Origin of the sequence: Janthinobacterium sp. GMG2, assembly GCF_033949445.1 — a bacterium.
Taxonomy (GTDB): Bacteria; Pseudomonadota; Gammaproteobacteria; order Burkholderiales; family Burkholderiaceae_D; genus Janthinobacterium; species Janthinobacterium aestuarii.
In genome coordinates, this window is sequence record NZ_JAXAWA010000002.1 from 936,960 (window position 1) to 957,273 (window position 20,314).

Genomic DNA, 20,314 nt, shown 5'->3' on the forward strand with positions numbered 1-20,314 from the left:
GGACGGCGGAAAACGCGTGCTACTGGCCAGATGCCGGCTTCGCGTACAGGCCCCTGGCCAGGCCATTGTCCGCATCGTCGACTTTCAGGCCGCCCTCGACGACACGCAGGGCCAGCTTCTGGAATGCCTGGCCCCTGAGCCATTGGGGATCGGTGACGGCGAACGCGGCGATGCGCTCCTGCGCGCGCTCCGCTGGCACGGCCAGCCATTGATAGTCGGCTTTCGAGCCCTGGCGGCGCAAGCCCGCCCGCACCCAGCGTTCCGACGCCGGCATGCGGACGATGGCGTCGCCGTTCGCCACGCTGACAGCCGTGGCCGTCTTGCCGCTTTGCGCTTCGAATTTCACTTCCACGCCGGCCATCGGTCCCAGCCGTGGAAAACCGACGATGGCCACCCACAATCCCGCTTCGGCCGCTTTCTGGATGCGCATTTCCGATTCCTCGAACACGCGGAACTGCGGTTCCTTGCCGCCATTGCCCGCCACCAGGGTCACCGTGTCGCCCGAAGCACGCCACTCGCCGCTCGCTTGCTGGTCGGTATTGCCATAACTGAGCATCCATTCGAAGGTGCCGTCCTTTTTCAGCAGCAGTTCGGAGCCCGTTTCCATGACGCCTTGCAGATAATAGTGGCCAGGCAGTGACGACGCGGCTGGCTCGGCCGCGCTGGCCCAGCTGGCCGAAATGGAGAAGGCGAGGGCAGCGCAGGCCAGCAGGCGGGAGAGGGATTGCTTCATCGGTGTGTCCTCGTTGTGTTTTTATGATAAGCCATCATAACAACGGCAATTAAATTGCCGTCGCACGACACACACCGGAATGCTGGCGTCGCGTTTACTTCGCGCTGAAATCAAGCACGACGCGCGCGGCAACCTTGCCGTGTTCCAGGCGGCTGAAGATCTCGTTGATGGCCGACAGCGGCTGCAATTCCACGTCGGCCTTGACCTTGCCCGTGGCGGCAAAGGCAAGCGCCTCGGCCATGTCCTGGCGCGTGCCGACAAAAGAGCCGCGTATCGTCACGCAATTGGCGACGACGTCGAACAGCGGCGTCGGGAAGTCGCCTGGCGGCAAGCCCACGAGCACGCAGGTGCCACGCTTGCGCGTCATCGCCACGCCTTGCTGGAAGGCGTCGAGCGACGGCGCCGTGATCAGCACGCCGTGGGCGCCGCCCCCGGTCGCTTCGCGCAAGGCTGCGACGGGGTCGCCCTGGCGCGCATTGATGGTCACTTCGGCACCGAGGGCGCGTGCGTGTTCCAGCTTGCCGTCATCGATGTCGACGGCCGCCACGCGCAAGCCCATGGCCAGCGCATATTCGATGGCCAGGTGACCGAGTCCGCCAATGCCGGACACGGCCAGCCATTCGCCCGGCCGCGCGCCCGTTTCCTTGATGCCCTTGTAGCTGGTCACGCCGGCGCAGATGATGGGCGCCGCCTGCACGGCGGACAGTCCCGCCGGGATATGCGCGACGTAGCGCGGGTCGGCCAGGATGTATTCGGCAAAGCCGCCATTCTTGGTGTAGCCGCCGAACTGCGCTTCGGCGCACACGGTTTCCCAGGCCGCCAGGCAATGTTCGCAATGGCCGCAAGCCGAATAGAGCCAGGGCACGCCGACCCGGTCGCCCAGCTGCACTTCCGTCACGCCCGTGCCCACGGCCACCACCAGGCCGATGCCTTCGTGGCCCGGAATGAACGGCGGCGACGGCTTGACGGGCCAGTCGCCGCGTGCCGCATGCAAGTCCGTGTGGCAAACGCCGCACGCTTCCGTCTTGACGAGGATCTGGCCGGGGCCGGGCACCGGCACAGGCACATCGCGCAGCACCAGCGGCTGGCCCAGTTGCTCGACAACGGCGGCTTTCATGGTAGTGGGTGTCATGGTATTCCTTATGAAGTAGGTAGGGCGTAGAGCAGGGCGCAAGCCATGATTTGCTGAACAGAAGCTTGCGAATGATCATATTCTGCTGCACACGATACAAAAATTGATTGATCTACATCAACATACTGAGCGGGAAGCCAGCCACCTTGAAGGACGATTCAGTCCGCTGCTGTCGCGTTGAAGGAAAGCCCCGCCTGAGGTATAATGACAACTCGGCGTGTGCTGCGTGCGCCCGGGGCTACCCCGAATACGGAGAACGACATTTTCGTTTTCCGTGAGGTTTTATGATGCGCGCAGCGTTCCATCTCTATTGGCGTCAACTGATTGAAGCACCGCTTTCCGCGGGCGCTGTCTTTTTCCTTTCCCACTCCTCGTCTACGCCTGCCCGGCCTGCTTGTGCTTGCGCTTGTATTGGCACTTCGTCCGTCATTGACCTCGCCGAGCGTGCTTGCGCCCGGAGGGCCTGGTGCGTCGTGGGCATCCATTCGTTCAAGGAGCATGCGGCATGAGCACCACTACATCACCGAAACACCATTCCGTTCTACAGCGCTTCCTCGCCAGTGACGCGGCGGGCGGCATCCTGTTGATGGCAGCGGCCGTTGCCGCCCTGATTATCGCCAACAGTCCGCTGGCCGGCGCCTACCAGCATTTTCTGCATTGGCAAACAGGTCCCGTGCTCAGCGACAAACTGGGCCCGATGACAACCCACCTCTGGGTCAACGACGGGCTGATGGCGGTCTTTTTTCTCCTGGTCGGGCTCGAGATCAAACGGGAACTGGTCGATGGCCGACTCTCGACGTGGGAGCAGCGACGCCTGCCGGCATTGCCTGCACTGCTGGGGATGGCATTCCCGGCCGCGATCTACGTTTTACTGACTGCGAAACAGCCCTTGCTGATGAATGGCTGGGCGATACCTGCCGCGACGGACATCGCGTTCGCCATGGGAGTGCTGGCGCTGCTGGGACGCCATGCCCCCTTGTCCTTGAAATTGCTGCTTGTTTCAGTGGCCATTATCGATGACATGGGCGCCGTCGCCATCATCGCCGTTTTCTATACCGCCTCCATCAATGCCGGCGCACTTGCCGCCGCGGCCGCCATCCTCGTGGTGTTATTTGCCTTGAACAAGCTTCGCGTGATGAAGCTGTGGCCGTATCTGATCGGCCTGGCCCTGCTTTGGTATGTCACGCTGCTCTCCGGCGTGCACGCAACGATCGCCGGCGTGGTGGGTGCCTTCCTGATCCCCTACATTCCGTCCCCAGGCACGCCGGATGCGCCTGATTCGCCCCTGCACCGGCTCGAACACGCCTTGCATCCATGGGTCGGTTTCCTGATCGTCCCGGTATTCGGTTTCGTCAACGCTGGCGTCTCGTTCGCCGGACTCTCGCCATCAGCCATGTGGGCGCCGCTCCCGCTTGGCATTGCCGCAGGTCTTTTCCTCGGCAAGCAACTGGGCGTGTTCGCTGGTGTCATGCTGGCGGTCAAGAGTGGACTTGCTGGCAAGCCACGCGGCAGCACCTGGCTGCAAATTTACGCGGTCTCGATGCTTTGTGGTATCGGTTTTACGATGAGCCTGTTCATCAGTGGCCTGGCATTTCCTGACCATCCAGCGTATGTCGAGGAAGCCAAGATCGGCATCCTGCTTGGCTCTCTCCTGTCGGCCATCGTTGCTTGCCTGATTCTGCGTTTTGCACCGAAGGCAAAAGACCAGCTCGAGCATGAAAGTGTGCAGGCAGACGAAATTCGTCGCGATGGCGATGTTGTGACAATGTAATGCGGCACTCCGTCGAGGCCTGCACTTGGTCTCGACGGATCCCATGTCAAACAGTCTTTCCAGGTACCAAGTACGCAAGAAAACAGGCTTACATTAATTTCATGTTTCGATTATTATGGAATTATAGAATTAATTATTGCCGCGTTGGCCGGCACTACGCCTGAGCTAATCAAGAAAGGATTTACCATGAATAACTTGCCCAACATCAGCGACGCCCACCTCGATACGCCGACCCTCGATAAACTTGCGCCGCCGACGGTGGCCACGCATCCACCGCGCATCCTCTTGCTGTACGGCTCGCTGCGTGAACGCTCGTTCAGCCGCTTGCTGACCCTGGAGGCGGAGCGGCTGCTCCAGCATTTCGGCGCCGAGACGCGGGTGTTCGACCCGCATGGCTTGCCCATGGTCGACAGCGTCAGCCCTGATCACCCCAAGGTGCAGGAGCTGCGCGAACTGTCGCTGTGGTCGGAAGGCCAGGTCTGGTGCAGCCCGGAACGCCATGGCGCCGTGACGGGCGTGTTCAAGTCGCAGATCGACTGGCTGCCGCTGGAAATGGGCAGCGTGCGCCCGACGCAGGGGCGTACCCTGGCCGTGATGCAAGTGTCGGGCGGCTCGCAATCGTTCAACGCCGTCAACGGCTTGCGCGTGCTGGGCCGCTGGATGCGCATGGTGACGATCCCGAACCAGTCGTCCGTTGCCAAGGCATACCAGGAATTTGACGACAACGACCGCATGAAGCCGTCGCCATACTACGACCGCCTGGTCGACGTCATGGAAGAACTGTATAAATTCACCCTGGTGGTGCGCGACCGCTCCGATTACCTGACCAGCCGCTACAGCGAGCGCAAAGAATCCATGCCGGTTGACGTGCGCGCCCTCGCCACGGCGGCCATGGATCACGAAACACCAGTCAAGTAAGCTGTTTTCATCGCGGCCCGCACGCCGGGCCGCGACTTTACGATGACTCAGTCGAGTTCCTGGTTTGAAAGGACAGCATGAAAATCTTGGTGTTTCTTGGCTCAATACGCACCAGCACGCCGCCGCAGCCGGCGCGTCTGGGCGAGCGTTTCGCCAAAGCCTGCGCGGCGCAGTGCGGTCAAGATGGCCACGACGTGGTACTCATCGATCCATTCGATTACGACCTGGGCGATGTGTTCAAACCGCACTTTTCCTATGCGAAAGGACGCGCACCCTTGCCGTTGGAGCACCTGGCCAGTGAGATTGCCGGCGCCGACGGGTATGTGATGGTCAGCCCCGAATACAATCATTCAATGAGCCCGGCGCTGGCGCATCTACTGAACCATTTTGGAAGTTCCCTGTTTGCTTTCAAGCCCAGTGCCATCGTGACTTATTCGGCAGGGCAGTGGGGTGGCGTGCGCGCAGCAGTGGGCATGCGCGCTTTTCTGTCCGAGCTGGGCTGTTTGCCAGTGTCGGCCATGATCCATATTCCGGCCGCACATACTGTTTTTGCTGCCGATGGCAGCTTTGCGCCTGAAGTCGATAGCACGCGTTGGGTTTCCTATATCGAGCGCACCTTTTCCCAGCTGACCTGGTGGGCCGAGGCCGCTAGGCGGGAGCGTGCCCGCTCGGGAGGAACAGGACCTTCGCCGGCTTTCCTGCGCGATCCTTCTCAACGCAATGCGCCGTGAGGTCGCATATGGCGAATTATTGCCAGAATGACACTTTGCAGCGCCGTGCACAGTTTACGGCCGAGTTCCTTCCTGCCACTTCACGTCTATTTGGACCCCACTGATGATTCGACTTGCCACTACCGCCGATGCCGCCGCGATCGCCACGATCTACAACCATTACGTCAGCAGCTCCACCATCACGTTCGAAGAGCAGGTGGTTGGCAGCGACGAGATGACCCAGCGTATCGCCTCTGTCGGCGCGCAGTTGCCGTGGTATGTTTTCGAGCGCGACGGCGGGATTCTCGGCTATGCCTACGCCACGCCCTGGCGCGCCCGCAGCGCCTATCGTTTTTCCGTCGAATCGACGGTGTACGTTGCGCACGCATGCGTGGGGCAAGGCGTCGGCCGGCAACTGTACAGCGTGCTCATCGATGACTTGCGTCAGCGGCAGCTGCAGGTGGTCATCGGCGGCATCGCGCAGCCCAACAACGCCAGCGTCGCCTTGCATGAGCGCCTGGGATTCGAGCAAGTGGCCATGTTCAAGCGGGTCGGCCGTAAATTCGACCGGTGGATCGACGTGGGGTATTGGGAGTTGCAGCTGCAGGACGAGTAAGCGCCCCGTTGCTGCTCACTTGGCGGCTTTTCAAAAAAATTACTTTCCGGCACCGAGGTCTCTTAGTGATTTCGGGGCATACAGCGCGCTTTGAAATTCCGGCACGTATTCATATTTGATCATCTTTCCCAGCTTTAATGATTTGATATAGGTGGAAAAGCTGCCGTCGCCCAGCTTCAGGTCGACCGCATCCCCACTCGTGCTCGACGCATGGCTGAGCTGGCGGGAAACGGCATAGCCATACGTGAGTTTCCCGGCGCCATCCTTGTTGGTGAAGCTGTTGCTCACCACATCGGCCGTGTGCGACAGGTCGCCCAGTTTTTTGCCTGCAAAAACAAAATCGAGCTTGCCTGTTGCGCTATCCATGACTTCAAAGGAAACGTTTGCGTCCGTTTCCTTCACCTCGATACCGGTCAGCCACTTGGGCAGATTGTAGCCAACCACGCCACGCACCCTGGCCAGTTCCGTGTTGACGGGAAGCTTGAGCACATAGCCCCAGAAATCCTTGGACAGCGATTGACCCAGCAAGGTGAACGGGCCAAAGCTGGCGCTGCCCGGCTTGTTGGTCACAATCGCCAGGGACACTTCATTGTAGCTGTCGTTGTCGCAGTACTCATACGCATAGGCCGTCAATGCCACCGCGCCCCGGCCTGGCCACACTTGCAGCGGCTGGACTTGCTTCAGTATGTCTGCCGGCATCAGATCCTTCAGGCGCGTGAGGTCGGCCGTAAATACGGCCGTGATCTTGCGGTTCCTGTAATAGAAGTTCGGCGAATACGAGTCAAAGCCGATGGACACCTTTTCTTTTTGCATGTCCTTGAACCAGCTCAGGTCAAGCTCCGGCGCTTCCGCTGCGATGACGGATAAAGGGGGATTCGAGCGAAAGCGGTCATACAGGCCGCCAGCGGCCACCGGGACGGCATGGCCGGCGATATCAATAATGAGCTGCCTGTTTTCGACAGCGTGTTCCGCCCGGGACGGGCTTGCGGCAATACTCAATACCAATGCGGATACCGCCGCGGCGATGTTCATGTTCATTGCTTGCACCTTCCATGTTGGATTGGGAAAAATTCCATTAAAAGCCGCTATGCATCCGGCGGCGATACTGCCGGTTCCGGATGGCGGTGTCCCATTGCTGTATCAATAGCGCCAGCGCAGGCGCCACGTTGGGCCGGGTATGCTTGCCCTGGCTCAGGCGCCGCAGCTGATACTTGACCATCGCCATATAGGCAATGGACGACAGCACCTTGTTTTTCCAGGTGATGGCCCGGAGCAAGGGGCTTGCCGATTGATCGGAACGCCATGCTTCAGGCAGTTGCGGGTCGAGCGCCAAGGCCGTTCCCATGCCCGCCATGGCAATGCCGCTGTCCAGCACTTGTTGCACCACCTGGTAGCGGCGTATGCCGCCCGTTACCATGATGGGCATGCTGGCCACCGTGGCGATATCCTTGGCGAACTCGAGGAAATAGGCTTCGCGGGCCAAGGTACGGCCGTCGCGGGTCTGGCCGTGCATGGCAGGGGCTTCATAACTGCCGCCGGACAATTCAATCAGGTCGACACCCAGGGTATTGAGCATGGAAACGACCTGCTTGGCGTCATCCGAACTGAATCCGCCTTTCTGGAAATCGGCCGAATTGAGCTTCACGGCAACGGCAAAGCCTTTGCCGACGGCTTGCCGCACCTCGCTGACGACGTCGACCAACAGCCGCGCCCGGTTTTCGAGGGAACCGCCCCAGCGGTCGGTGCGCTGGTTGGTCAGAGGGGAGAGGAACTGGCTGATCAGGTAGCCGTGCGCGGCATGGATTTGCACGCCCGTAAAGCCAAAGCGCTCGGCCAGCCGGGCGCTGTTGACAAAGCGCTGCTTGACGTCGGCAATGTCGGCCTCCGTCATTGCGCGCGGTGTCGAAAATTGCTTTGAAAAGTTGCCCAGGTCCATGGGCACAACTGACGGCGCCACGGTTTCCTGTCCCAGGGCGGCGGGCATCTGGCGCCCTGGATGGTTGACCTGCATCCAGACCTGCGCGCCGCGTGAACGGGCCGTGCGCGACCATTGCTCGAAGCGGGCGCCAAATTCCTCTGACTCAAGCACCACGCCGCCGGGTCCCGTCATGGCGCGGCGGTCGATCATCACGTTTCCGGTGATCATCAGACCCACGCCACCGTCCGCCCACGACTGGTACAGACGTATCAGCTCGTCCGAGGGCGCGTGATCGTTGTCGGCCATGTTCTCTTCCATGGCGGCTTTGGCAAGACGGTTCGGAACGACTGTCCCGTTGGGCAATGTCAGTGCGGTAAAGGGTTTCATGCTGATCTCCAAGGTTGCGATAGCCCCACGATAAGCTTTAAGCTAACTTGAAGGTCAAGCCCTGAATCGGAAAAATTGTAATCTCCCTTGCGCATCACCCGCCGCTTGACATTCAAGCTGGCTTCAAGCTTATAGTTGAGCATGGCGTCGTGATGACATAGACAGGCAAGCACAAAAAATCAGCGGGGAAGTGATGAAAATTGGTGAATTGGCCAAGCGCAGCGGCTTGGCGGCCTCCACGATTCGGTTCTACGAATCCAGGGGCTTGTTGAAAGCCGTGAGCCGGCAATCGAATGGCTACCGCGACTATCCTCTGGAAGCGGTGGCGGTACTGTCCATTATCAGCGACGCGCAGCAGGCGGGCTTTTCCCTGGACGAAATCAAGCAAGTCTTGCCCGAGGATAGCTCATCATGGAAACATGATGAGCTGATGGCCGCGCTGAAAAAGAAGATTGCCGATATCGAATCGCTGGAAGTGCGATTGGCGCAGAACAAGGCCCATCTTTTATCACTGATTCAGCTGATCAATGCAAAACCCGATGACGTGGACTGCAAGGACAATGCAGCCAGGGTGATGGAAAGCATGGGGATAGGCAGTAAAAATTAAGCCAAGGAAAGATAGTCAAGCCCGCGGCAAGCGTAACGACAAATCAGAAATCCATGGCGGCCGACAGTTGCATGGTGCGGGGCGCCGACTGCGAAACGGTGCCATACGAGGCCACGCCGGCCCAGTAATGGCGGTCGAAGGCGTTCATCAAGCCGGCGCGCAAGGTCGTCGCCTTGCCGGCGATGGCCGTGCGGTAGCGCAAGCCCAGGTCGACCTTGGTCCACGACGGCACCGATTGCACGTTTGCCTGGTCGACAAACTGCTTGCTCGTGTAACTGACGGCGCCTGTGGCCGTCAGGCCCGGCCAGTACGGCAGATCCCATTCGCCGCCCAGGTTGGCCATCGACGTCGGCACGCCCACGGGGCGCTTGCCCATGGTGGCGGCGTTGTTGGTTTTTACCAGGCGCCCGTCGAGCAAGGTGATGCCGGCCAGCAGGCGCACGGCCTTGCTGGCGGCGCCGGACAGGTTCAGCTCCAGGCCCCGGTTGCGCTGCTCGCTATCCATGCTGTAGACCTTGCCGTACAGCTGGCCGCTGGGCTTGGTCACCTGGAACACGGCAAGGGTCGCCAGCACGACGCCGAAATCGGCCTTCGTGCCCACTTCATATTGCTTGCTCTTGTAGGGCGCGAAGACCTGGCCCGCGTTGTCGGCGATGTTCGGGGCGATATCGCCCTTGCTCAGGCCCTCGATATAGTTCGCATACAGCGACACGTGGCGCAGCGGCTTGACGACGATGCCGGCCAGCGGCGTCAATGCGCCTTGCTTGTAGTGCGTGGTCAGCGCGCCGCTGATGGCGTTGTAGTTTTTCGATTCGACCAGCTGGCGGCGCACGCCCAGGGTCAGCTGCACGCGCTGGTCCAGTATGTCCAGCGTATCGGCCACGGCCAGGCTGGAGAGGGTGGACGCGGACAGTTTCGGCACGCGCGCCGGTGCGGCAATACCAGGGTCGGGCACGGCCACGGGATGGTAGATGTTTGAGGTGATGAGCTTGCCTGAATTACTCACGCTGCCAAACTCGTCACGGTAGACATTGCCCATCACGACCAGCGCATGCTCGATGCCGCCCGTGCGAAAGCGCGTGCGCACGCCCGTGTCGCCACTGGCGCGCCGCACGCGGAATTTCCAGTTCATCGGCGTGACCGTCATGTCGCCGGCCGCGCTGGTGATCGTCGGCGTCTGGTCCGAATAGCGCGACACGTCGGAGCGCGTGCCGCCCAGATCGGCGAACACGGTCACCTTATCGTTCACATCGTATTCGAGCTTGCCCAAGGTGGCCAGGTCGTTGGACTTCCACCAGCCCCAGGACTGGGCGATGTTGCGCCGGCCGTCCGGCGCTTCCGGCACGGGCAGGCGCGCCGCCACGAGGAAGGGGCGCGTGGGCGCGTCGATCCACTGGTATTGCTCGATCACGTCGAGCGAGGCGCGCAGCCGCTGTCCCTGGTAATCGAGGGCGACGGCCGCCACTTCCGCGCGCGAGGTCTGGTGGTCGAGCGGCGTATGGCCTTGGCGGTGCAAGCCATTGAAGCGGATGCCGAAACGCCGCTCTTCACCGAAACGGCGGCTGACGTCGATGGCCGCGCCAGCCTGCGAGCCCGAGCCGTAATCGAGCGTCAAACGCGTCAAGTCGCGCGGCAGCGAGCGTTTCGGCACGGCATTGACGACGCCGCCCACGCCACCATTCGGCGACATCCCGTACAGCAAGGCGGCCGGCCCCTTGAGCACCTCGACGCTTTGCAGGTATTCCGTAAACAAATGGTAATTGGGCGAGACGCCATACACGCCGTCGAACGCCACTTCACTCAGATTGCCCTCGTTGAGGGGAAAACCGCGGATGAAAAACGAATCCGTGACGCCGCCGATCTGGCCCGTGAAGCGGGTGGACGGATCGCCGCCCAGCACCTCGGCCAGAGTCAGCGCCTGCTGGTCCAGCATGCGCTGGCTGGTGTAGCTGTTGACGCTGAACGGCGTGTCGAGCAAGTCTTTTTCCCCCAGCAAGCCAGCCCGCGCACTCTTGGCAATCTGCCCGCCGGCGTCCGCTTCGGCCTGGCCTGTGACGACGACGGTGGCAAGCGGGCTCTGCGCGCCTGACGCTGCTTGTGCGTAGACGGAGGGTGCGATGCTGGTAATGAGCAGGCCGGCGAGGATCAGGCGGGCGGCGAGGGGATGGTGGGCTGGGAATGGGGTAGGGCGTGAGGATGGCATCGATGGCATGGGCGCAAGGTTATAAGAAGAAAAACTGTGCGCACTATACTATAAATGAGAATCATTACGTTTTATACTTCTTGACATGATGTGTGATGGTGCATAGATAGTAAGTTGTCGAGGTGTTTGTCGTGGCGCTCGGTCCATATTTACAGGACATGAGAAATAACAAATAGCAAAACACGGGCGATAACGATGCATAACAAGAGTGCTTTTCAGGCGTGGCGGGCCAGAACGGTCAATAGACGGGATAGGTCTAAGCCCCGTGCAGCTTGAGAGTGGGCGGTGTTCGTTTGCTCGCAGAATTGACCCACTCTGTTTGACCCGCCTTCCACTGCCTGGCAAACGCTGCCACGCGGTCGTATGACCCTGCATAGCCCAGCTCTTTCAGGTCCTCATGAATCTGCTTCAAATCGTGCCGCTGCTTACGCGGCTTCGTCATTTCGGCCTTGAGCCACCCGGATAGCTGCACCGAGTATTTGTCTAATCCGCTAACTGATCGCCGCTCCGCATAGGAGGGCTCAGTGGTTTCCGAGCGCAGATAGCGTCGGACGGTATTGCGTGAAATATCCAGTCGCCTAGCGATATCTCGTATTGGGATCTGGTCACGAAGGTGCCAGCGTCGAATGATACCGAGTAGAGCCACGTTGATCACTCCGATCTCCTGCCGATAAGACAGGTGGAATTGTGCTACTAACGTGGGTCAGATTCCGTTGCAAATTCGTGGGGAAAGTGGGTCAATTTTCAGTGCAACTCAACACTCCGCCCGACCGGCTTTGTCGAATTTGAGGTTAGCGTGACAGTTGATCGGAAGCTTGCTGCAGCAAAAATTCTTTCATGCCCTTCATAACAGTCCTACGGTAGATTTGCATCTCAACAGGCGGCATGTCGCCAACTAAGTGCCAGCATGCCAGACTTGACGACAGAGCAGTCGGGGAAATTTTTAACAGCTGAGATCCCGCATGAAAAGCGAATGGGGCCATGCTTCAGCTAAAGCCGCGTGTCCAGCGTTCAGTTATTTGCAAAGATCGGCAATAAATTGCAAGGCTACACTTCCAAAGTGTATATTAGAGGTAATTTCCAAACGGAAATGATATATCCCTATGTATTAAATTAAGGATGAATTATGGCGACGCGCCTTCTACCGGCTATATCACCAGAACCTTATGGCAGCTACGTTTTAGCCGAGCGTAAGTCTGGTGTTCACATAACGGACGTAGAACAGCTGGAAATATTGGATCAATACCTTGACTTAGTGCAACTCGCGTTAGTTGCAGCAGGAACTTCGGTTAGCGGTACGGTAGGTGAATACGGCCCCGTTTCCCATAATGGGGTGGTTATCAGAGGCCGGTGGTTCGAGACAAGCACTTCGTCTAAGTGGGAACCATCATTAAAGGATTCTACTAATGAGCTGCTTTTGATCAGTGTGGCAAAGAATCGCGTTGCCTTTTATGCTTCTGATTCTGGACTACGCAAGATATTGTTGTCCAATCTTGGCAATTCTTTGGCACCCATGGCGTTAGCTACCTTGTCTAAGATATCTTCCACTAGGCTGATCGCTGCATTCCTCGATGACAAACAACTAAAGGCCATGTGGCTCTCAGGGACCCATAGGTCGGTACAAGTAAAGGCCGATTCAAAAATATTAAGTGGTTCCGATCTGAAATTTGCATTGGACCCGCTGGGGGACTCTAGTTATCTTGCCGCAGCTGCTCGGCAAGCTGAGATGGGGGTCAGCTTGCGGGGATCGGCGGTTTGGACTCGACCACATAAAACAATTGTCTCATTTGCTGAAGATGTGCAAAAGATTTTTGGCTATCTGGAGACGAGCGGTACGAAAGAGGCTACCTTGCCAGTTTTGGCAAATGAACTGAGTTCGTTCGCCTCGGTGCAGTCACCTTTCGACTTCGACGTGTCAGCGCCGGAAGCATTGCGGCTAAAAGCCCAACAGAGAAAATCCGCCGACTTGACTTCCCAATATTATTTCCAGATATCAGCCTCTACTGCTGTTGGAAGCCCGCCATATGCATTTGATCTAGCGGTGAAGCCTTGGTCCTCTACATCGCTGGTGGGGATTCTCAACATTCAGGTCGAGCCTGCTTTCACTGTTACCCATAGCGAAAGCGTGATCGAATTTCAGGTGACGCCGGTTACCGCACCTTTGCAAGTTTGGATGACAGAAGTAATAGCTGCGCTTCTGACGCAGCCTGAAATATTCCGTGTTTTTTATGGTTCTGGGCATGCAATAACCGCAGGCGCTTTGAGTGTAGCTCGCCCAATGGATATTGATTTTGCAGACTGGAAATGGTTATCTTTCGCATTGATGCCTTACCATTCGGTAGCAGGAACCTCTGTTTGGGTTCACGAAGAAAAGCCAGAGGCAAACGAGCTTGCTAACATATGGCAATCGACAACGGATCGCAGCCTATTTTCTTGGTTCGTTCGAACGTTGAATGACCCTAACGAAGCGGCAAAAATGGGGTTGGAACCGTTGCAGCTTGGCAGCAGAGATGTATGGATTTTCTGCGACGATGATGCCGGGGAAGTTGCTGATTTTGTGCATGTATTCGCACCTCCAGTGGGCATTCCGAAGATTACCTTAATTCATATCAAGGGGGCTCACAGTGAGTCAGCAGCGCGTGAGATGGTTGCCGGACCTTATGAGGTGGTATGTGGGCAGGCAGTTAAAAATCTACGTTATCTTACAGCTGAAAGACTGATAGACAGGCTGGAGAAAAGAATCTTTGACGACGACCGTCCTCTTTGGAATTCGGCCTTGGTAATGGGTACGGCGCCAGATGGGAATCGAGACGATTTTTTCAACGTTTTATGCGATATCGACGAGGACGCCTGTTATGCAGTTTTAATTATTCAGCCCCATGTGATGCAACTTGCATATGGTCTGCCTAAGAATGCTCCGCTAGCCAAGACCGCTAGTCTTGGATCTGTTCAATTGCGTACTCTTCTATTTGGCGTGAAAGCAAATGCAGCTGCCGTCAGCGCAAGCTTCCATGTAGTCGGTTGTGCTTGAGAGATGTAATCTCTTGAATGACCTGTAGCTTTCTAACTCTTCATGCTCCCTCTCAGTATCTTCTCATCGAAAATATTTTAGACTAGCATCACCTTCAGGACATCGATAATGTCATTTTCTACCGATCCAATCGAAATAAAACGGCAAGTGCACATTCCTCCTTTTTTAGCGGGTGAATTCAATGCTGGAGTATCCATATACCTGCCGAGTTCAGATATGGAAGAACTGCGTTCAGGTATGGTTGTCGAGAGAAATGGCGAATGGTACGTGACACTTGCTCCTAAGGAAAACGGCCAGGACTGGGATACTGAGCCCTTGGTTACCTTCTCTCATAACATTGGACACCACTTATTAATCGATCATTCTGGAATCGGTGAAGTCAGAGGAGTGAGAATCGATGTGACTCCTTGGTTTTTAGTTAAAGGTGCAATTATTGCCATTTTGGAGAGTGCACCAAGCTATCGACTTCGATTTGATGATTTAACTGCGGAGCTTAAAAAAAATTCTGCCATAGATTTTGATCTTGTGTCCGATGTTTTAAAAATGTTTGCAACGATGGGAGGGGGGGATATTAATGTGGATAAAGGCGGTATCTGGTATAGCCTTTCAAAACCGCTTATTGAAAATGCAGAAAGACGGCGATACTTAGAAAGTTTTTCTGAAGAGCTTCTTGTGAAAAGTCGCCGTATTGATCACTTGATACGGCATACTGGAACTGTTGGAAGCTATAGAGAAGGTCTTCTGCGTAATATGCTTCGGCAAATTCTCCCTCAGAGATATGAAGTCAGCACTGGATTTGTTGAAAACTGTCCTCGTCAACTTGATATAATTATTTGGGACTCACATCGTTATGGTGCGTTATTTCGAGACGGCGACATTGTAGTTGTCCCCGCTGCTTCTGTACGTGCTGTCATTGAAGTCAAGACCACCCTGAGCACTGGACCGCTAGATGAAGCACTAGACATTCTTGATGAAGTTATGCGTGTTACGCCACCTCTTATACCCGTATTCAAAGGTATATTCGCATTTGAATCTGAATATATTCAATCGCAATCTGTCGCTGAACGGGTTCGTACTTTTTATTTAGGAAAAAAATCCGATGGTATAAACAGCCGGGAACATTATTATATGTTCCAAGGAGTTCAAATGATCTGCGTTCCTCACGCTCATCTAGTTCGTCATAGATATCAAAAATGCAATGTCCCAGGCTCCTATCCTCGTCCATCCATGGAATGGTATGACACCAGTGGCTCTGGTGATGTCAATACAGCAGCGTTCATAGCGGAAATTTTAATGTATCTAGATATTGATCCTGCTGCAAAATCTACTCAACTTGAGTTATTCCACCCATTGCTGAAGTATCTCCGTTCAGGGGCTCATCTGCAGTTATTTGATGATCACTGGCGTCCTCGATTGCACCGAACTGACTTGATGTGGACCCAGACAGCAGATGGGGCAGACAGATATATTTGTAAATTTATACAATTCCGTAGTGGACAGATTAGTGCAGACGAACTAGCGGCGGATACGGATCTAAGTGGCCTGCAGTAATTTATTTTGATATCAGACTGTATTGGCCGCCGCTTCGCAGCGTTGTCCGCTGCTCTTTTGATGTCCGTAACTTGTAAGCCCTGGTTTGCCAATGCTTTCTTAACGCTCCTTCAAGAATAAAGCCAGAACGGCTCTGGAAGCATTTTAAGATAGATCCGCAAATTTTTTATCGGAGCATATCCGATGGGGCAGAAAGAAAACTATAGTGAATAATATACTTTAAGACTGCGAGAAAGTAATGCCTTGGACCGGAAAGCATTTGGACTGGATGTTGGATAGCGCGGCCGCTGTTACAACCGCATGCGGACAAGCTGTGAAAATATATGATTTTTCGTATGAGCTTGGGGACGCTGTCACAATTTCTGCGTGGGCGAAACATTTTCGCAACCACTACTGTGACGATAATGAAATAGATTCGTTGTGCGTTCCTATGAACATTAGCCGCAAAGAATATCTTGAAACTTATAAATTTCCGGTTAGAAAGGCTCTGCAAAAAGGGCAAAAAACCGGCCCGGCGACACGAGCTGGAGATTTTGCAGAGATACTGGTGTCAGACTTTCTAACTTATCGTCTTCAATATTGGGTCCCCAAAGTCCGGTATGCATTTAAGATAAACCCAAATAGTAGCGATCAAGGCAGCGATGTCGTAGGCATGCGGCTTGTACAACTAGGTGCAGAAAAAGATGAATTAATAGTCTACGAGGTAAAGGCAAAATTTACCGGATCGCCCGTAAATAGGTTGCAAGATGCAGTTGACCATTCTGATAAGGATAAATACCGACTTGCCGAGTCGTTAAACGCAATTCGGCAGCGATTGAAATATACAGGGAATTCTGCGGAATCTGAAAAGGTAATTAGATTTCAAAATCCAGATGATAATCCCTATCCCTTACGGTATGGAGCGGCAGCTGTAGTTGCTCAAACTGTTTTTGATGTAAATAAGTTGGCTTTGACTTCAACGCTCATGCATAAGAATCGAGATAAACTTGATCTCATGATTATACATGGTCCTGATATGATGAATATAGTTCATCATTTATATGAGAAGGCTGCCGATGAAGCTTGAATATAATTCGAAACGCGTCCTGGCTGTAACTAAATCTAAGGCAAAGCAGTATGAATTCAAATTAGATGAACAGCATCACAATAATCTAGAAGGGGATCCGGATAATTTACTTATTTTAAGTATTGGGATATTGGGTGAGCTTGCATCACTTGAAAGGCGTCGATCTATTTTTGGAATCAATTCGGAAAAAAAATATACTGACCTAAAAAGTCAGCTGGTTCTTATCGCCCAATACTTTGATGCACTGGATCAAATTTCGATCGATCAAGAGGGGTCAGTGTATTTGCGTATTGTTGGTGCATCCGCCTATTATTTGGCTGAAATGCCTGGAAGCGCATCTGTTCTTTCAAAGGACTTATTGCATGAAATTCACAATCTCACGCCACGAAATATTGAAGGGCCATTAATATGGATGCTTCGCTCATCATCAACAATAGGCGGTTTCATGTCATTTTCAGATATCCATGTGGTAAATGAAATTATTTTTTCGTATGGAAGATTTGTGAATGGTGGCGCCACGCCTGAAGAAGTCGAGATGGCGTGTGAAGCAGCAGAAAAATACATATACGAATATGGTAATGATAGAGAAATCTTTTTTATAGATATCCTTATTGCTGTGACAAAACGTAGAATAGCAAATTCTTCGAGAATTTGTTTGCCTAATTTTACCGGCATTCCTATCGAGCAGTGGGCTACTATAATTTCGAAACCAAATTTCATACGTGAATTCTGGCCTGCACAAAGACTGCTGGGTGAAAAAAATATATTTAAGGGAACATCTGCTGTAGTGCAGATGCCAACTAGTGCTGGTAAAACAAAGTCCACTGAGATACTTATACGTAGCTCATTTTTAAGTGGGCGAGCAAAATTGGCAGTTATTGTTGCTCCTTTTCGAGCGCTATGTCGCGAAATTAGTGATGCCTTTAAAATGGCATTTCTAGGTGAAAATGTTTCTATTAATGAGTTGGCCGATACTCCGCATGTTGATGAGAAAGATCTTGAATTTTTGAAATTTTTAATGGGCGCTAATTTCCGAGATCCAAAGACACGTACCGCAATTATGGTATCAACGCCTGAAAAGATGGTCTATCTACTCCGGCACAAACCAGAATTGGCTGAGAGAATAGGGCTCTTGATTTTCGATGAGGGTCATCAGTTTGATACTGGATTGCGGGGTGTTACGTATGAGCTTTTAATCGGAGCCTTACGTTCCGCAGTTGCGACTGATACGCAGATAGTATTGATTTCAGCTGTAATGGGGAATGCCAAATCGATTGGTGATTGGCTATATGGCGACGATGGAATTGAAATTCAAGGTGCACATTGTTTGCCTACTGTACGATCTGTTGCGTTTGCAAGTTGGCAAGGTGAATACGGGCAGCTAAATTATGTTGATAATGAGTCAGTAGTTGAACGCGACTTCATTGTTCCAAAAATAATAAATCAAATTAATGTTGGAAGAAACAAAGGTGAGAAAGTAGATAGATTTTTTCCTGATAGGAAAGATCCGCCGACCATACCGGCATACTTAGGCATAAGATTTAGCCAGTTGGGTCCCGTAGCAGTATTTTGTGGTACTAAAACGAGTGTCAGTTCTATATGTGATCGTATTATTAAATATTATGATCGAGGATTGCTTCTTGAGAAACCTTTGGTAAAATCAGATGCAAATGAGATTTCAAAGCTGTCATATTTGTCAAACCTTCATTTCGGTTCTGAAGATACAGTCACTCGCGCCATAGAACTAGGTGTTCTTCCACATAGTAAGGCAATACCCAATGGACTACGTGTATGTATAGAATGGGCAATGAGCAATGATAGTGCTCGCTTGGTAATTTGTACTTCAACATTGAGCCAAGGGGTAAATCTTCCGATAAAATATCTAATTGTCACCAGTATCTGGCAGGCCGGGGAGGAAATTAAACGTCGTGATTTTCATAATCTTATGGGGCGGGCTGGACGATCTGGATATCATACTGAAGGAAGCGTAATTTTTTCAGATCTGGAGCTTTTTGAGGAGCGATACAATCGTAATGGAAGATGGAAGTGGAACAAGACGCTGAAACTGTTGGATATGAGTGAGGCTGATGAGTGTGTAAGTAGTTTGAAAGAATTAGTTAATCCTGGTCGTAGCCTTGAATGGGATTGGGATATCTTGGATTTTATACGTGATCCCGATGAATATAGAGGTCTGGTATTTCATGCTCTAGAAAAAAGGCCTGCCGCTCTAAAAGCTACGTTCGAACAGATGCAGAACTCAGAGGCTATCGTTCAGAAAATTGAAAGTTTTATGCTAGCAATCCTGAAGGATAATCCAGATATTCGTAATATTGACTATTTTTCTGGACTTTCAGAAGAAACTCTTGCTTATCATTTAGCATCAGAAGAAGAACGACTACTGTTGAAAAGCATTTTTCGTGCTATTGCTTTACATGTTTTAAGTGTCGATATGAAAAAGGTTGCATATTATGGAAAGGCACTTTTGGGAATTCGGCAATTGAAAATTATCGAAGCGTGGGTAGATCAGAAAAATTTTGAGCTTACTCTTTGCACTACGCAAAATGAGATGTTAGAGGTTTGTTGGCCTCTCCTTGTTCAATTGTCTTTGAGTGATATTGTGTTTAAATTAAAGCCGGAAGAATCGCTGTTGTCTGCCGCACTCGGTTGGATCGATGGACTTTCGTACGAAGAGATTCTCAGTAAATTTGCAGATCAGAGGAGTTACATCCAGACTCCTAAGAGTACCAGGGCGGTTAAGATGTCACATGTTGTTGATTTTACCGATGGCGCTCTGGCTTACGATGCAATGTTGGTTGTCGGTGCATTGGCAGATATTGTAGAAAATACTTTTGATAATGATGAACTTGTAACACTCATGCGGACGCTGCAGCAATGTTTGAAGATTGGTTTAGGTAGAGATTTTGAGCGCTGGCTTTTTAGTGAAGGCTTTGTTGATCGCGAACTGTGTAAATCTATACGAAAAGCTTATGATGCAGCGGGGATAAAAACTGTAGGGTTTGATTATAAAATATTACGCGATAATCCCGAGGTATTGGAGTTGGTTTTGGACGAATTCCCCGAGTATTTCTCGAGCATCCAATTTAGGAGCTGAACATTTCGTGGTATTCGAGCATGGTCGTGGTAGCAATCGCATGGTGTTGCGCTTGGTATCATACTGGCCGTACTTGAGTGTCGCGTCCCCGAAAACGCTACAGAGCCAAAATGCTCGCTATCGTTCGCGCGTATTGGTAGGCTAGTGCTTTCATCTATTGATATCTATGGTATTTATATCTGTGGCTGAAATAGATCAATGCAATTGACGCAAAATGGACGCAAAACTGCTGAGGTGCGCGGTTGCTGGCTTTATTTTTTTGAGTGGAGATTAGTATTGATAGTACTAATCTCCCCGATAGTGCATTTGACATAATATAAATTATGCGAAGTTATGGATGGATTCGTCAAATCCCTCATTTTGCAACTTGTACAATCGTAAATGCGATTTCAGCCTTCTACGCACCGCTGTCGCGCTATGGCTTTTTGCACGGTTCCTTCGCGCCTCGATGCACCGCCCAGCTCGAACACAGCGCGTACGTTCCCCGATCTTTGGTATTGGCTGTTCCAGTTGCTTCCGGCGGCTGCTTTGCGTCGCGCTTCGCAGATCGTCCAGCACG

The 20,314-nt window shown here is 53.3% G+C and carries 15 protein-coding genes; 9 read left to right on the forward strand and 6 right to left on the reverse strand.

The genetic code is table 11. The features are described 5' to 3' along the window. Window positions 1-19: 19 nt before the first annotated feature. Both SKZ59_RS10325 and SKZ59_RS10330 read right to left on the reverse strand, forming a co-directional pair. Window positions 20-733 (reverse strand): hypothetical protein, encoded by a 714-nt coding sequence (locus SKZ59_RS10325; protein ID WP_072453603.1) that lies wholly within the window; start codon window positions 731-733, stop codon window positions 20-22. Between the two features lie 94 nt (window positions 734-827). Beyond that, window positions 828-1,865, reverse strand: coding sequence for a zinc-dependent alcohol dehydrogenase (locus SKZ59_RS10330; RefSeq protein ID WP_319991640.1), 1,038 nt, complete (start codon window positions 1,863-1,865; stop codon window positions 828-830). 505 nt (window positions 1,866-2,370) lie between these two features. Between SKZ59_RS10330 and nhaA the strand changes: the two genes are divergently transcribed. The 4 genes from nhaA to SKZ59_RS10350 all read left to right on the forward strand — a co-directional run bounded on the left by nhaA (window position 2,371) and on the right by SKZ59_RS10350 (window position 5,880). Continuing rightward, a complete protein-coding gene (nhaA, locus tag SKZ59_RS10335) occupies window positions 2,371-3,636 on the forward strand; it encodes a Na+/H+ antiporter NhaA (RefSeq protein ID WP_319991641.1) in 1,266 nt (421 codons plus the stop codon). A 186-nt stretch (window positions 3,637-3,822) separates the two neighbouring features. Further along, window positions 3,823-4,554, forward strand: a complete 732-nt coding sequence (arsH, locus tag SKZ59_RS10340; protein ID WP_319991642.1) for an arsenical resistance protein ArsH — start codon at window positions 3,823-3,825, stop codon at window positions 4,552-4,554. Between the two features lie 77 nt (window positions 4,555-4,631). Then, window positions 4,632-5,285 (forward strand): NAD(P)H-dependent oxidoreductase, encoded by a 654-nt coding sequence (locus tag SKZ59_RS10345; RefSeq protein WP_319991643.1) that lies wholly within the window; start codon window positions 4,632-4,634, stop codon window positions 5,283-5,285. A 103-nt stretch (window positions 5,286-5,388) separates the two neighbouring features. Next, window positions 5,389-5,880 (forward strand): arsinothricin resistance N-acetyltransferase ArsN1 family B, encoded by a 492-nt coding sequence (locus tag SKZ59_RS10350; protein WP_319991644.1) that lies wholly within the window; start codon window positions 5,389-5,391, stop codon window positions 5,878-5,880. Window positions 5,881-5,919: 39 nt separating this feature from the next. Here SKZ59_RS10350 and SKZ59_RS10355 read toward each other — a convergent pair whose 3' ends face one another. Both SKZ59_RS10355 and SKZ59_RS10360 read right to left on the reverse strand, forming a co-directional pair. Further along, window positions 5,920-6,918 (reverse strand): acetoacetate decarboxylase (ADC), encoded by a 999-nt coding sequence (locus SKZ59_RS10355; RefSeq protein ID WP_319991645.1) that lies wholly within the window; start codon window positions 6,916-6,918, stop codon window positions 5,920-5,922. Window positions 6,919-6,955: 37 nt separating this feature from the next. Then, window positions 6,956-8,185 (reverse strand): NADH:flavin oxidoreductase/NADH oxidase family protein, encoded by a 1,230-nt coding sequence (locus SKZ59_RS10360; RefSeq protein WP_319991646.1) that lies wholly within the window; start codon window positions 8,183-8,185, stop codon window positions 6,956-6,958. A gap of 193 nt (window positions 8,186-8,378) precedes the next feature. On the opposite strand from SKZ59_RS10360, the gene SKZ59_RS10365 reads away from it, so the two are divergent. Further along, window positions 8,379-8,792, forward strand: a complete 414-nt coding sequence (locus tag SKZ59_RS10365) for a MerR family transcriptional regulator (RefSeq protein ID WP_034748206.1) — start codon at window positions 8,379-8,381, stop codon at window positions 8,790-8,792. 43 nt (window positions 8,793-8,835) lie between these two features. On the opposite strand, the gene SKZ59_RS10370 is transcribed toward SKZ59_RS10365, so the two are convergent. Then, on the reverse strand, window positions 8,836-10,995 hold the full coding sequence (locus SKZ59_RS10370) for a TonB-dependent siderophore receptor (protein ID WP_319991647.1): 2,160 nt from the start codon (window positions 10,993-10,995) through the stop codon (window positions 8,836-8,838). Window positions 10,996-11,251: 256 nt separating this feature from the next. Beyond that, on the reverse strand, window positions 11,252-11,650 hold the full coding sequence (locus tag SKZ59_RS10375; RefSeq protein WP_413774540.1) for a helix-turn-helix domain-containing protein: 399 nt from the start codon (window positions 11,648-11,650) through the stop codon (window positions 11,252-11,254). Window positions 11,651-12,121: 471 nt separating this feature from the next. On the opposite strand from SKZ59_RS10375, the gene SKZ59_RS10380 reads away from it, so the two are divergent. From SKZ59_RS10380 to SKZ59_RS10395, 4 genes are all read left to right on the forward strand, one after another. Further along, complete coding sequence (locus SKZ59_RS10380) at window positions 12,122-14,026, forward strand: hypothetical protein (protein ID WP_319991648.1); 1,905 nt, start codon at window positions 12,122-12,124, stop codon at window positions 14,024-14,026. A 108-nt stretch (window positions 14,027-14,134) separates the two neighbouring features. Then, window positions 14,135-15,577: a DUF6602 domain-containing protein gene (locus SKZ59_RS10385; protein ID WP_319991649.1), complete on the forward strand. Its 1,443-nt coding sequence runs from the start codon at window positions 14,135-14,137 to the stop codon at window positions 15,575-15,577. Between the two features lie 268 nt (window positions 15,578-15,845). Continuing rightward, window positions 15,846-16,643: a Hachiman antiphage defense system protein HamA gene (locus tag SKZ59_RS10390; RefSeq protein WP_319991894.1), complete on the forward strand. Its 798-nt coding sequence runs from the start codon at window positions 15,846-15,848 to the stop codon at window positions 16,641-16,643. After that, the gene (locus SKZ59_RS10395; RefSeq protein ID WP_319991650.1) at window positions 16,633-19,755 is read left to right on the forward strand and encodes a DEAD/DEAH box helicase; all 3,123 of its coding nucleotides are present in this window, start codon (window positions 16,633-16,635) and stop codon (window positions 19,753-19,755) included. The genes SKZ59_RS10390 and SKZ59_RS10395 overlap by 11 nt, the downstream gene beginning before the upstream one ends. Window positions 19,756-20,314 lie beyond the last annotated feature (559 nt).

Coding starts and splice junctions, on each gene's coding strand:
- SKZ59_RS10380 (WP_319991648.1), top strand. CDS start 12,122: ATGGCGACGCGCCTTCTACCGGCTATATCACCAGAACCTTATGGCAGC.
- SKZ59_RS10370 (WP_319991647.1), bottom strand. CDS start 10,995: ATGCCATCCTCACGCCCTACCCCATTCCCAGCCCACCATCCCCTCGCC.
- SKZ59_RS10360 (WP_319991646.1), bottom strand. CDS start 8,185: ATGAAACCCTTTACCGCACTGACATTGCCCAACGGGACAGTCGTTCCG.
- SKZ59_RS10385 (WP_319991649.1), top strand. CDS start 14,135: ATGTCATTTTCTACCGATCCAATCGAAATAAAACGGCAAGTGCACATT.
- SKZ59_RS10330 (WP_319991640.1), bottom strand. CDS start 1,865: ATGACACCCACTACCATGAAAGCCGCCGTTGTCGAGCAACTGGGCCAG.
- arsH (WP_319991642.1), top strand. CDS start 3,823: ATGAATAACTTGCCCAACATCAGCGACGCCCACCTCGATACGCCGACC.
- SKZ59_RS10365 (WP_034748206.1), top strand. CDS start 8,379: ATGAAAATTGGTGAATTGGCCAAGCGCAGCGGCTTGGCGGCCTCCACG.
- SKZ59_RS10355 (WP_319991645.1), bottom strand. CDS start 6,918: ATGAACATGAACATCGCCGCGGCGGTATCCGCATTGGTATTGAGTATT.
- nhaA (WP_319991641.1), top strand. CDS start 2,371: ATGAGCACCACTACATCACCGAAACACCATTCCGTTCTACAGCGCTTC.
- SKZ59_RS10350 (WP_319991644.1), top strand. CDS start 5,389: ATGATTCGACTTGCCACTACCGCCGATGCCGCCGCGATCGCCACGATC.
- SKZ59_RS10390 (WP_319991894.1), top strand. CDS start 15,846: ATGTTGGATAGCGCGGCCGCTGTTACAACCGCATGCGGACAAGCTGTG.
- SKZ59_RS10345 (WP_319991643.1), top strand. CDS start 4,632: ATGAAAATCTTGGTGTTTCTTGGCTCAATACGCACCAGCACGCCGCCG.
- SKZ59_RS10395 (WP_319991650.1), top strand. CDS start 16,633: ATGAAGCTTGAATATAATTCGAAACGCGTCCTGGCTGTAACTAAATCT.
- SKZ59_RS10325 (WP_072453603.1), bottom strand. CDS start 733: ATGAAGCAATCCCTCTCCCGCCTGCTGGCCTGCGCTGCCCTCGCCTTC.